The following is a 12,718-nucleotide window of genomic DNA, read 5'->3' as shown; positions in this document are numbered from 1 at the left end:
GTTGGTCAGGACGTCGCGATATCGAATTCCGATGGCAACGCCGAACGGTACTTCGTCCACTTGTCATTGAAGTGATCAGGGCTGCTCACATCATAATTCCCGTCGTTCTTTCGGTGCACGAAGGATACCGGCACCTGAAACAGGCGGAAGCCGCGCAGCCGGGCCGCGAGGCCATAATCCACTTCCATGGCGCGAGAGCCGTCGAACCCTCGATCCGGGCTTCCGCAGGCCTCGATCACTTCGCGCCGGATCAGCACCGCGCCGAACGCCACCCAATCGACGGGGCGGACGCTTTCCAGCAATGCCGCTGACATCGTCGCGGGCGCCTGGGCCACCGGGCCGTGCAGATGGCCGATGATGCCATTCTGGAATGTGCCTCCGGCGAATGCGACATGGCCAGGGTCATCCGCGGAGAAGAGGTTGCATCCGATCATCCCGGCGTTGGGCAAGGCATCCCGGTGGCCGCAGAGCGCGTCGAACCAGCTTCGCGGCGATGTCCCAGGCGGGGAAGCCAGATCCAGGGGAGCCAGACCGGCGTTGACGATGACGACGTCCCGGTCCGGGGCCAGGGTCCGGCACTGTTCAAGCACGGCCGCCGGACCGGCGCGCAACCGGTCCTGCCAGAGGTGAAGCGAATGCCCCAACCCACTGGCGCCGAAGGCGCGGCGTATGTCGTCGGCCTCATGATCATGCGTGTAGGGGCAGATTACAGCGGGCGGCCTGGCCCGGCGGCGGGCGATCGCGGGCGCGACCAGGCTTCGCATGCGATCCTTGATCCGGTCGCCAAGCCGGCTCGGGTAGAACATGCGATGAAATTGGCTCCGGTTTTCCTTCAGCCAGGCCGGTAGATCGGTGCCATCCAGAACCTTCCAGATAAATTCAGATCTGCCAAAGAGGTCACCCGCCTCCGCGACCGTCTTGTTGATGTTGATGCCGGATTTGAACGCATCATTGTTGAATTCCTGATGGGAGAAGGCCGCGATCTTCGCGCGAATGCCCGCTTCATCCATCAGGTAGGAAAAATGCCAGCCTGCATCATCAAAAATTCTTGCCGGCTCGCGCCCGTCCCGCACCTGATACCGCAGCGAGTCCGGAGATATGCCATCCAAACGCCGGCGGGTGGCGGCAACGGACCATGGTTGCTTATGCTGCGATCCGCCCACATTACAGTAATTTACATAGAAGTAGTAAACATACTGCTGAAAGCCGAAGCTTTCGTTTGTTGTATCGCGGATCATCTCGGCGACCGCAGTGGCGCGGGGGATTTCATCCGCATCCGACATGATGACAAGATCGGAGGGCGCGGCATCCGGCAAACCTCTGAGCACGGCATTGCGCTGCCAGGCCTCCCGCACCCAAGGATCGTTTGTCTCCGGCATATCCGCGACAATGACATGGCGAATTTTCGCGGCGAATGGTCTCAGCCCGGGATCAGCGGGATTGAACGCAATCCTGCGCGCGATGCCACTGAAGGTGATCGTACTCTCAACGACAATAAAATAGTCAACAAGATCATTCAATTCGTTAAATCGAATTTTCAGAACGTCGAGTTCGCCATTAAAAATGCAGCAATCAAAGATGCGGCGTGATATTTTATTGCCGTTGGTATTTTTGTTGATTTCGGCCTGTGCAGTCATGGGAACCTTCATAAATCGACCAGAAAACGAAATATAGAATATGAAAATAATCTACATCACATGAAAATGCAGTGCAATATAACGGACCGCAGCGACACTTTCCGTCCGACTCACAACAGGGCGGTGGCGGCAAAATATCGGCGCATCGATCACGGCGGGTGGATGCCCATCCTCCATACGCATGCGACCGCCACCGTGCTTCGGCCGCGACCGTAGCATCCACCGGGCGACAACCGGCAGCGTCGCCCCGACACGATCGCCGGAGCCAGCATGACGACCACCACCTTGTCCGCGACCTTCTTCGGCTGGCGGGTGGTCTGGGCGGCCTTCACCGTGGCCGCCTTCGGCTGGGGCATCGGCTTCTACGGCCCGCCCGTCTTCCTGCACGCGATCCATGCGGCGCGGGGCTGGCCCGTGGCGCTGATCTCGGCTGCGGTGACCTGCCACTTCCTGCTGGGCGCCGTGGTGGTCGCCAATCTCGCGGCGCTGCACCGGCGGTTCGGGTTGGTGGCGGTCACCAGGGCAGGGGCGATCTGCATGGCGCTCGGCATCCTCGGCTGGGCCCTGGCAATGGCACCGTGGCAGTTGTTCGCCGCGACCCTGCTCAGCGGCTTCGGCTGGGCCGCGACCAGTGCGGCGGCGATCAACGCGATGGTGGCGCCCTGGTTCGCGCGCCGAAGGCCGGCGGCACTCAGCACCGCCTACAACGGCGCCAGCGTGGGCGGCATCGTGCTGTCGCCGCTGTGGGTCGCGTTGATCGCCGCACTGGGCTTTGGCGGTGCGGCGGCCCTGCTCGGCGGCATCATGGTGCTGGCGATCTGGTGGCTATCGGGCCGCGTCCTGGGGCGCACCCCGGCCTCGATGGGGCTGTTTCCCGATGGCGATGCGCATGCGGTCCCGCCCCGGACCACATCGACCAGCCTGCCCGGATCAGCCCTCTGGCGCGACCGGCGCTTCGTCACCCTGGCGGCGGCGACGGGGCTGGGGCTCTTCGCGCAGATCGGGCTGATCGCGCATCTCTTCTCGCTGCTCGTGCCGGCGCTGGGCGCGCAACTGGCGGGGTTTGCCGCCGGGCTGGCGACGCTCTGCGCCATCGCGGGGCGCACGGGGTTGGGCTGGATGCTGCCGCAGGGCGCCGACCGACGCCGCGCGGCGGCGGCCAATTTTGGCGTGCAGATCTGCGGGTCGCTGGTGCTGCTGGCGGCGGGCGGGGACAGCGTGGGCTTGCTGCTGCTTGGCGTCGTGTTGTTCGGGCTGGGGCTGGGCAATGCGACGTCGCTGCCGCCGCTGATCGCGCAGGCCGATTTCGCGCCCGCCGACACCGCCCGCGCCGTGGCGCTGGTCACGGCCGTCAGCCAGGCCTGCTACGCCTTCGCCCCGGCGGTGTTCGGCGCGGTGCGGGATCTGGGCCAGGCGCATGGCGACGGGGCGCCATGGCTGTTCTTCGCGGCGGCGGCGATCCAACTGGCCGCCGCCGGCGTGGTATTGCTGGGCCGGCACCGTAGATGATGCCGCCCTCTACTGGAAATCGTACACGCCGCGAACGTTGTAGATCATCCCCGGCTTCCAGGCCGAGAGTTCCGCGGTCAGGTAGTCCTTGACGGGTTGCGGCGGCGCGCCGACCCATGTCCATGTCGCGTCCACGAGGCTGAAGGTCCAGCCCTGGCCATAGCCGTGCCGCTTCACGCGCGTATAGCCGATGATACGGTCGGCGGCGATCTTGAGGAACGCCTTCTCGCCAGGACGCCACGCGGCATCCTTTGCGATCTGCCATTCCTCGGTATCCAGGCCGAGCAACCCGGCGCAGCGGAACGCGAAAAGGTAGCGGTAGTCGAGCCCCTCCTCATCCGTATCCGTCCAGCGATACGGGAAGGCGGTGGCACCGATCATCGTGCGGGCGCAGCAGGTGGCGCTTTCGTTGTAGGCGTCGCGGTTCTGGTAACCGAGATGAATATGCGTGCCCTTGCCCACGTCCAGGCCGAAGAAGTTCTTGCCGGTCAACTGCAAGGCCAGGGCCGCATTGGTCGCCAGCGGAAACACGCCATCCTTCATGACGCGCGGCAGGTCGTCACGCGACCCGGCCTTCGCCTTGCCGCCATCGATGCGAAAACCGATCGTGTGCTTGGCCCAGGCCATATCGACCGGACCCTTCTTCAGCCCGACCAGCGCCACATCGGGGTTCACCGGCCGCAGCGAACTGGTCAATTGGCCGGAGCCATAGGCGAAGCCTTCATCCTGGTCCCACATCGTGGAGGCTTCCTGGTCCGGCACCACCGCCTCGTAGCACTTGGCCCACAAGGCGTTGAGCAAGCCGAGCTGGGCCGCCTTGGTCTTCCAGTTGAAGGTCGAGATCTTCATGCCCAGCATCTGCGCACGCGTCGGGGCGCCGGGGGGTTCCAATGCGCCGGGGTCGGAATTGGCCGTCTCCAGCAGGGCCGTGGCCAGGACCTGCTTGAACAGGTCATCCAGCGGTTCCTGGCCGCTGCCGACGACCTTGCCTCGGCGCAGCAGGGGAAAGAGCTTCGGATTCCGCGCCAGGTGGAATGCCGCCGCATTCATCTTGTTGTTGACCGTATCCTGGATCGGTCGATCGGCGTCGGCGCCGGTGAGGACCGGCGCCTCATTCGGTGACGACGGCTGAGAGCTGTAGCGGGTCATGGACATTCGGGTTCTTCCCCACATTTTGCGTGGGCGCGACGCTAGCCGCATCCCGCGTGGGAAGCCCATCACATTCCAGAGGGACCGTTCAGCCAGGCATCGCCTTCATCGCCTCGGTCGTGTCGAAATCCCGCAGCACGGCGTCATCGGCCATCTCCACCTCGGCCACCGCATCGCGATGCACCCCGGTCAGGTGGCGGGCGCCGACATCGCCGGTCACGGCCATCATTTCCGGGATCAGCGCACGGTCCCAGAGCATCGGATTGCCCTGCTTGCCGCGACAGGTCGGCATCACGATCCGCGCCCCTTCCTCCGGGTCGAAGGCGGCGATCAGCCGGTCCATCATGGCGCCGGTGACCAGCGGCATGTCGCCCAGGCAGACCATCACGCCCTCGGCCTCCGGCGGGACCGCCTGCAAGCCGGCGCGCAGGCTGGCCGACAGCCCGTCGGAAAAATCCTCGGCATGGGCGAAGACGACGGCGCGGCCGGCCAGGGCTTCCTCGATGCGTTCGCGTTCATGCCCGGTCACCACGATCACCGGGCGGGCGTGGCTGGCCAGCGCCTGGTCCACCACGCGGGCGATCATCGTCGCCCCCTTGGCATCGGCGACCAGCAGCTTGTTCAGCGGCGCCATGCGGCGCGACCGGCCGGCGGCCATGATCAGTGCGGCGACCTTGCGGCCCCGGCGCGGAACCAGACTGGGGGCAGGGGTCCGGGCTGCCTGTTCCCGCGGCAGCGGGCGCAGCTCGATCTCCTTCAGCAGCCCGCCCACGCCCATCGCCATCACATCCCGCGCCGTCACCGCCTGCCCGGCGAAGATCCGCTGCAACACCCAATCGAAGCCATTCAGCTTGGGCGAACGCGCGCAGCCCGGCAGCACCAGCGCCGGCGTGCCGCCGATGGAGCCCAGGCAGATCAGGTTCCCCGGATCGACCGGCATGCCAAAATGCTCGATCTTGCCGCCCGCCCGGATGATCGCCGCCGGGCCGACATCGCGCCGGTCCACGGTCGCCGAAGCCCCCGCGACCAGCAGCAAGTCCGCCCCGGCGCGGCGCAGCCGGGCCAGGCGCTCGGCAAGCGCGCCTTCGTCATGGGCGCAGACCTCCGGCGGCAGCAGGGTGCCGCACAAGCCGCGAACGCGTTCCTCCGTCGCCTCGACCGCGCCCTGCATCACGCTGTCCTTGATGCCCGGCAATTCGGTCAGCACCAGCCCCACCTTCAACGGGCGGAACGGCAACAGGGTCAGCGCGCGGCGCGGCTTCAGGATGGCCTCGGCCACCGCCAGCACGTGGCCCGGCACGGCGAAGGGGATGACCTTGATCGTCGCCAGCATGTCGCGCGCCTGGACCGGGCTGTAGTTCGGCAGGGTGGCGATGGTCAGGCTTTCGTCGATGCCGTTCAGCCGGTCGATCACGCCGGGGTCCAGCACCAGCAGCCCGGCGGTCTCGGCGACCAGGTTCACCCGGCCGGTCACGGCGCGGGTGCGGGCGACCAGGGGGGTGGCCATGGCCTCGGCAAAGCGATGGGCGGCCTCATCCTCCGGCACGTCGCCCGGTTCCATGCGGGCGGCGATCACCTCCGCACGGCCGGCGGCACGCAGCGCGTCGATGGCGGCGGCGTCGAGCACGGTGCCCTTCTTCAACACCTTGCCCGGCAGGCGCTGGGTATGGGCCAGGACGGCGCCGCGCGCCTCGGACAGGGGGGTCGGACCAAAAATCATGCGGCTTTGCCCCGGCGGACCGCGACGATCTGCGCGATGATGGAAAGAGCGATTTCGGGCGCGGTCACCGCACCAATGTCCAGCCCCACGGGGGCGTGGATGCGAGACACGGCATCCGGTCCATGGCCGAGCTCGGCCAGCCGGTCCAGCCGCTTGGCATGGGTGCGGCGGCTGCCGAGCGCACCGATGTAGAAGGCTTGGCTCGCCAGCGCCCGGTCCAGCGCCGGGTCGTCCAGCTTGGGGTCATGCGTCAGGGTGACGATCGCGGTGCGCGTGTCCGGCGCCAGGGCCTCCATCGCATCATCCGGCCAGTCATGCGTCATCGCGACATCGCCGGGAAAGCGGTCGGCGGTGGCAAAGGCCCGGCGCGGATCGACGATGGTCACGGCAAATCCCGCCGCGGCGGCGATCGGCGCCAGGCTCTGCGCGACATGCACCGCCCCCACCACGATCAGCCGCAGGGCGGGGTTCTGCGGCTGGATGAACCAGTCCGCACCCTCCAGCGAGAGATTCTGCGCCCGGTCGTCGCGCAACGCGCCGTCCGCCGCGACGGCGAGTTCCGGGGCCACCACGTCGTCCGGAAAAATCGACTGGGCGCCATCGGTCAGCCGGGTCAACAGCGCGACCGGCCGGCCGGCGGATTGCGCCATGCGCAGGCGGGTCAGGGTTTCCGGGGTCATGCCAAGGGCTCGACAAAAACCTTCAGCTTGCCGCCGCAGGCCAGCCCCACCTCCCAGGCGCGTTCGTCGGAGATGCCATAGTCCAGCAGGCGCGGCGTGCCGCTGGCCATCACCCCCTCGGCGACCTCGGCCACCGCCCCCTCGATGCAGCCGCCCGATACGCTGCCGGCCATGCGGCCCGATGCCGTGACCGCCAGCCGCGACCCGGCCGGGCGGGGCGACGAGCCCCAGGTTTCGACCACGGTCGCCAATGCCACGTGTTCGCCCAGCGCCCGCCAGGCTTCGGCGGTGGCCAGGATGTCGTCGGACTCGGCGCTCATGGCGATATCCTTGTGGGGTGGCGGTCGCTGAGTGTGGCGATGAGATCCCGCAACGCGTTCAAATTGTGCACCGGCCGGTGTTCGTGGACATGCGGCAACAACGCACGGGCGCCCTGCGATTTGGGTTGGAACCCATCCCATCGCAACAGCGGGTTCAGCCAGATCAAGCGCCGGCAGGACCGTTGCAGCCGGTCGGCGGCCTCGGCCAGGCCCAGGGCGCCCTGGCGGTCCAGCCCATCGGTGATCAGCAGCACGACGGCCCCCTGGCCCAATACGCGGCGGCTCCAGTCGCGATTGAAATTGGCCAGGGATTCGCCGATGCGCGTGCCGCCGGACCAATCGGGCACGGCGTGGCTGACCATTTCGAAGGCGACCTCGGGGTCGCGCGCCTTCAGCGCCCGGGTCACATTCGACAGGCGGGTGCCGAAGAGGAAGGTGTGGACGCGGTCCCGGTCATTCGCGACGGCATGCAGAAAATGCAGCAATATCTGCGCATAACGCGCCATGCTTCCACTGATATCGCAAAGCACCACCAGCGGCGGCGCCCGCACCACCCGGCGTTTCCGGGCGATGCCCAGGACTTCACCTCCGGTACGAAGACTGTCCCGTAACGTACTGCGTAGATCCAGTTTCGACCCCGAGGCATGCATCTGGAACCGCCGCGTCGGGCGTTCGTCCAGTGGCAAATGCAGCTTGTGGATCTCGCGCTTGGCCTCGGCGATCTCGGCGGCGCTCATCGCCTCGAAATCCATCTTCATCAGGCGTTCGTGGTCGGAGACCGTCATCGCCACCTGCAAGGGCGGCGGTTCGTCCTGCTTCGGTGGCGGGGGCGGCGGCGGGCGGTCGCCCTGCAGGGCCTCGGCGACGCGACGGGACGCCGGGGGCGGGCGCTGCTTGTCCTTCACCCCATCCAGCAGCGCCATGGCGGCGGCATGCTGGGCGGCTTCGGGGTCGCGCCAGAACAGAGAAAACGCCTGGTCGAAAATCTCCGACTGGTCGTGGCGGCGGATCATCGCCGCGCGCAGGGCGGCCTGCACCTGGTGGCGGTTGCCGATGTCGACCCGCGTCAGCGCCTCGGCCGCCAGCAGCGCATCGGCGGGGCCGAGCGGCAGCCCCGCGCGGCGCAGCAGGCGCACGAAGGCCAACAGGTTGGGGGCAAGCGCCGCCGGCATCACGCCGCCCGGCCGGCCTTTGCCTCGGACACCAACCGCGCCGCTTCGGCGCCGCGCAGCTTGGCGATGTCGTCCTGATACTTCAGCAGCGCGCCCAGGGTGTCATCCACCATGGACGGTTCCAATTCGGTGGCATTCAGCGCCGTCAGCGCCTGCGCCCAGTCGATGGTCTCCGCCACCCCCGGCAGCTTGAAGTAATCCCCGGCCCGCACCCGCTGGACGAAGGACACGACCTGGCCCGACAGCGCCTCGGCCACGCCCGGCGCCCGCAGCGCCAGGATCGCGCGTTCGCGGGCGGCATCGGGGTAGTCGACCCAGTGATACAGGCAGCGCCGGCGGATGGCGTCATGCACCTCCCGCGTGCGGTTGGAGGTGATGACGACGATCGGCGGGGTCGCCGCCCGGATGGTGCCCAGTTCGGGAATGCTGATCTGGAAATCGCCCAGGATTTCCAGAAGAAACGCCTCGAAAGGTTCGTCCGCGCGGTCCAACTCGTCGATCAGCAGCACCGCGGGCGTGCCGGTCAGCGCGGAAAGCAGCGGCCGTTCGGTCAGGAAGCGGCGGTCGTACAAATCGGTCGCCAGGCGGTCGCGATCGGTGATCCCGGCGGCCTCGGCCATCCGGATCTCCATCAACTGCCGCGCGTGATCCCATTCATAGGCCGCCGCCGCCAAATCCAACCCGTCGTAGCATTGCAGCCGCACCAGCCGCCGGCCGAGCCGTTCCGCCAGCACCTTGGCGATCTCGGTCTTGCCGGTGCCCGGTTCGCCTTCCAGGAACAGCGGCCGGCCCATGGTCAGCGCCAGGTGCACCGTGGTCGCCAGCGCGACATCGGCGACATAGCCGCCCTCCGCCAGCAACTGGCGGGTTGCGTCAACGCTCGCGGGCACGCTGGCGTTCAGGCTCATCGGTAGATGAACAGCAGGAACAGGATGATCGCCTGGAAGAAGGAGCCGATCCAGAACACCAGCGGCAGGCCAAAGATCTCCGATGGAATCAGGTCGAAGACCGAGATCGCGGCATTCGGCGGCGGCGGGGCGATGGCGGCGGCAGGGCTGCCTTCCGGCGCATTGGCCGCGGCGACCTGGGCCTGGAACCGGTCGAAGAACTGGTCGGCCATCTGCTTGGCGGTGCTGTCGATCAGCCGCGCGCCCAATTGCGCGATCTTGCCGCCGACCTGGACCTTCACATTGTAGGTCAGGTTGGTGCTGACCGGGCTGAGTTCGGCCAGCGCAACATCGGCACCGCCCTTGGCAAAGCCCATCGGGCCGCCATTGCCTTCGCCGCTGATGGTGTAGCTTTCCGGCGGCACGATATTGTCCAGCTTCACCTTGCCGGCGAACTTCGCCGCCATCGGGCCGATCTTGAGCGCCAGCTTCGCCTCAAACGCATCATCCGCCGTGCGGGTGACGCTTTCGCAGCCGGGGATCGAGGTTTGCAGCACGGCGGGATCGTTCAACGCTTCCCAAACCCGGGCGCGCGGGGCGGCGATCAGCCGCTCACCGGTCATTTCCATATCGACGGACTCCTGAGGCGAATTCGCCCGCAACCTAAGTCCAGGGCGGGGATTGGCAAAGGGGGGAGGCCGCGGGCGGGTCCGTTACGGCGTCGGATCGGGGTGCGGCAGGTGCATTTCCACCCGGGTTCCCTGCGGAATCGGCGGCATGGCGCAGGTCCCGCCGTGCTGCCCGGCCAGGCTCCGGATCAGCCCCAAGCCCTCGCCACGGCCGGACTTGCCGGCAAAACCCCAGCCGTCATCCTCGACGCAAAGCCTCGTCCGGGCGGCGTCGCTGTCCAGCCGGATGGTGATGCGGCCGACCAGCCGGGCGTGCAGCCCGTGCTTGACGGCATTGCCCACCATTTCATGCGCGGCACGCAGCACCGTTTCCGCCAGGGTGGCCGGGCAGGCGCCGGAGACCGCGCAGTCGATCGCCAGGATCTGGTCCGGATCGCCCATCAGGCCGACCGTCGCCTCGCAGAGCGACAACAGCCGCTCCGCCATCGGCGGCGGCGCCCGGGTGAAGCCGAAGAGCGCGTCGGACAGGCTGGCGCTCAGCCGGATGCGGCGTTCGATGTCGCGCAGGACGCGCCCCGCCTCCCGCGTCATCAGCCGCGTATCGGCCTGGCCGATCTCGGCCAGGATCCGCTGCAGGGCGTTCTTGGTGTGGTGGCGCAGCAACTGGAAGGGCAGGGGGCTCGGGGCCGGCATGGCATGGACGGGCACGAAGGCCGGGGCGGGCCGGGGCAGGACCCCGATCCTTGGGATGAACCGCTGGCTGTGCCTCTGGGCGGATTGGGTCATGGCGTCCCTTCAAGGGCCCTGGGGGGGCGGTGATGGGCTTGGGATAAGTGGGAAAAAATCCCACGTCAATCGGATTTCCCGGTTCATGGGTATTTTTCCCACGCACCGCCGGTGCTAGGGTCTTGCCGTGCCCGACCACCCCCCGCCACACCCCGACCCCCGGCCGCCGCCGCCCGAGGCGCTGCTGCGCCCGCTGCGCCGGCTGCTGCGCCCCCTGGTCCGGTTGCTGATCCGCGCGGGGGTCACCTTCCCGGTCCTGGCCGACCTGCTGCGCGGGCTTTACGTGGAGGTCGCGGCCCAGGACCTGCCGCCCGGCACGGCCGCCCGCAGCGACAGCCGGCTGACCCTGCTGACCGGGGTGCATCGCAAGGAACTCCGCCGCCTGCGCGAAAACCCTCCCCCGCCCGACGGCGTGCCGCCGGCGGTGGTCACGCTGACCAGCCAGGTCATGTCGCGCTGGCTCGGCCTGCCGGCCTATACCGATGCGGCCGGCGCGCCGCTGCCGCTGCCGCGCGCGGGCGGCGCGCCCTCCTTCGATGCGCTGGTCGCCTCGGTCACCACCGATCTGCGGCCGAGGACCGTGCTGGACAATTGGCTCGCCCAGGGGATCGTGACCCTGGACGCGATGGACCGGGTGCACCTGGATGTCTCGGCCTTCGTCCCGCGTGAGGGGCGGGAGGCCCAGCTGTTCTATTTCGCCCGCAACCTGCACGACCATATCGCGGCGGCCGCGGCCAATGTCTCGGCGCCCGACGCCGCCCCCTTCCTGGAACGCAGCCTGCACTACGACCGCCTGCCCCCCGCCGCCGCCGAACATCTGGAGGCCGAGGGCCGCGCGGCGGCCAAGCGGCTGCTGGTGGATCTGAACCGGCTGGCGCTGTCCCTGGTCGAGGAAACGACGGGCGAGGCCCCCCCCACGACGGTGACGCGGCGCCTCAACCTCGGCATCTACCTCTACACCGAGGACGAGCCGCCACCATGACCGCCCTGCGCGCCGCCCCGGCGCTGCTCCTGGCCGCCTGGCTGCCGGTCGGCTGCGCCCCGGCGGGGGCGCCGCCGCCCGTCGCCGCAGCCGCGACGAACCTGTGCCGGGTCGGCCCGGATGGCGGCCCGCCGCTGCTGGCCTCGGACGACCGCGGCATCGGCGGCACCGGCATGCTGGCCGATGGCGAGGACCGTGGCATCGGCGGCACCGGGATCGTCGGCGTCGTCACGGGCTTCGCCAGCATCTGCCTGGATGGGCTGCGCGTCGGCTACGCCCCCGGCCTGCCGGTGGCCACGCCGGATGGGATGGCGGGGCCGGAGGCGCTGCGCGTCGGCCAGGTCGTGGTGATCGCCGCGACCGAGCGCGATGGGCGCCTGCAGGCCCGCAGCCTGACCCTGCGGCATGAGGTCGCGGGGCCGGTCCAGGCCGTGGCGCCAGGCAGCCTGCGCGTCGCCGGGCAGCGCGTCCGCCTTGGCACGGGCCTGCCCGCCGGAAGTGCCGACTGGGGCCTGGGTGACGCTGTGGCCGTCAGCGGCTTGCGCGCGCCCGATGGCAGCATCACCGCGACCCGGATCGACCGCCTTCCGCCAGGGACCACCGCCATCGTGCATGGCACGCTGACCCGGCAGCCGGACGGCACCGCGCGGATCGACGGGCTGGCCCTGCGCCCGACCGCGGCCTTGGCCGGCGTTGCGGCCGGACCGGTGGTGGCCAGCGGGCAGCTCGTGGGCGGCGCGCTGGTCCCGGCCTCGATCCGGCCCGACCTGTTGGCGCGGGATCCGGCCGCCTGGTTCGGCCCTGGCGTCGATCGCTTCGTGATCGAGACCTATACCGGCGTCGGCGGCGGCCGCGTCAGCCTCGGCCACGGGATCAGCGCCCTGGCCCCGCCGGGCGCCGTGCCGTCGCCGATCCGTCGGGGCATCGTGGAATTGCGACAGGAATCTGGGCGCGGCCTGGTCGCGACGGGCTTGCGCGGGATGGGAGGCACCGATGCCCCTCGCGGCGCGCCCGCCTTCGGCCCCGGCGCGGGGCGTGGCGATCTGGCCCCGATGCCCGATCGCCGGTTCGAGGCACGGCAGGCGCGCGACCGCCCACCCCAGGGCGGCGCCCCCCCGGCGGGGGCAGGTGGGCCGCCGGGGCCGGATTCCCGCGCGCCACCAGCGGGACCGCCCGGCAGCCCGCCGCCTGGCGCGCCGATGCGCCCCAGGTAACGCCCCAGATAGGGCCGGGCCGCTATCGTGACG

Annotated in this window: 12 protein-coding genes; 3 read left to right on the top strand and 9 right to left on the bottom strand. The window is 69.1% G+C overall.

Going from position 1 to position 12,718, the window contains the following annotated elements:
- Window positions 1-5 precede the first annotated feature (5 nt).
- Window positions 6-1,637: a hypothetical protein gene (locus ACQW02_RS11760; RefSeq protein ID WP_431285432.1), complete on the bottom strand. Its 1,632-nt coding sequence runs from the start codon at window positions 1,635-1,637 to the stop codon at window positions 6-8.
- 270 nt (window positions 1,638-1,907) lie between these two features.
- Between ACQW02_RS11760 and ACQW02_RS11755 the strand changes: the two genes are divergently transcribed.
- A complete protein-coding gene (locus ACQW02_RS11755; protein WP_431285431.1) occupies window positions 1,908-3,146 on the top strand; it encodes an MFS transporter in 1,239 nt (412 codons plus the stop codon).
- Between the two features lie 9 nt (window positions 3,147-3,155).
- Here ACQW02_RS11755 and ACQW02_RS11750 read toward each other — a convergent pair whose 3' ends face one another.
- From ACQW02_RS11750 to ACQW02_RS11715, 8 genes are all read right to left on the bottom strand, one after another.
- Complete coding sequence (locus tag ACQW02_RS11750) at window positions 3,156-4,301, bottom strand: hypothetical protein (RefSeq protein ID WP_431285430.1); 1,146 nt, start codon at window positions 4,299-4,301, stop codon at window positions 3,156-3,158.
- Window positions 4,302-4,383: 82 nt separating this feature from the next.
- Complete coding sequence (locus tag ACQW02_RS11745; RefSeq protein WP_431285429.1) at window positions 4,384-6,015, bottom strand: NTP transferase domain-containing protein; 1,632 nt, start codon at window positions 6,013-6,015, stop codon at window positions 4,384-4,386.
- Window positions 6,012-6,695 (bottom strand): XdhC family protein, encoded by a 684-nt coding sequence (locus tag ACQW02_RS11740; RefSeq protein ID WP_431285428.1) that lies wholly within the window; start codon window positions 6,693-6,695, stop codon window positions 6,012-6,014. The genes ACQW02_RS11745 and ACQW02_RS11740 overlap by 4 nt, the downstream gene beginning before the upstream one ends.
- Window positions 6,692-7,015, bottom strand: a complete 324-nt coding sequence (locus ACQW02_RS11735) for an XdhC family protein (RefSeq protein ID WP_431285427.1) — start codon at window positions 7,013-7,015, stop codon at window positions 6,692-6,694. Before ACQW02_RS11735 ends, ACQW02_RS11740 begins: the two co-directional genes overlap by 4 nt.
- A complete protein-coding gene (locus tag ACQW02_RS11730; RefSeq protein WP_431285426.1) occupies window positions 7,012-8,187 on the bottom strand; it encodes a vWA domain-containing protein in 1,176 nt (391 codons plus the stop codon). The genes ACQW02_RS11735 and ACQW02_RS11730 overlap by 4 nt, the downstream gene beginning before the upstream one ends.
- Window positions 8,187-9,095 carry an AAA family ATPase gene (locus ACQW02_RS11725; protein ID WP_431285425.1) on the bottom strand — a complete coding sequence of 303 codons (909 nt, stop codon included), beginning with the start codon at window positions 9,093-9,095 and terminating at the stop codon, window positions 8,187-8,189. Before ACQW02_RS11725 ends, ACQW02_RS11730 begins: the two co-directional genes overlap by 1 nt.
- The gene (locus ACQW02_RS11720; RefSeq protein WP_431285424.1) at window positions 9,092-9,703 is read right to left on the bottom strand and encodes an SRPBCC family protein; all 612 of its coding nucleotides are present in this window, start codon (window positions 9,701-9,703) and stop codon (window positions 9,092-9,094) included. The genes ACQW02_RS11725 and ACQW02_RS11720 overlap by 4 nt, the downstream gene beginning before the upstream one ends.
- Window positions 9,704-9,787: 84 nt before the next feature.
- Entirely contained in the window at window positions 9,788-10,489 is a 702-nt protein-coding gene (locus tag ACQW02_RS11715; protein ID WP_431285423.1) for an ATP-binding protein, read from the bottom strand.
- A 127-nt stretch (window positions 10,490-10,616) separates the two neighbouring features.
- On the opposite strand from ACQW02_RS11715, the gene ACQW02_RS11710 reads away from it, so the two are divergent.
- Both ACQW02_RS11710 and ACQW02_RS11705 read left to right on the top strand, forming a co-directional pair.
- The gene (locus ACQW02_RS11710; protein ID WP_431285422.1) at window positions 10,617-11,471 is read left to right on the top strand and encodes a DUF6502 family protein; all 855 of its coding nucleotides are present in this window, start codon (window positions 10,617-10,619) and stop codon (window positions 11,469-11,471) included.
- On the top strand, window positions 11,468-12,685 hold the full coding sequence (locus ACQW02_RS11705) for a DUF5666 domain-containing protein (RefSeq protein WP_431285421.1): 1,218 nt from the start codon (window positions 11,468-11,470) through the stop codon (window positions 12,683-12,685). Before ACQW02_RS11710 ends, ACQW02_RS11705 begins: the two co-directional genes overlap by 4 nt.
- Window positions 12,686-12,718 lie beyond the last annotated feature (33 nt).

The organism is Humitalea sp. 24SJ18S-53 (genome assembly GCF_050632385.1).
Lineage (GTDB): Bacteria > Pseudomonadota > Alphaproteobacteria > Acetobacterales > Acetobacteraceae > Humitalea.
Note: the sequence above shows the minus strand (reverse complement) of the source record. Positions and strands in the feature narration are given on the sequence as shown.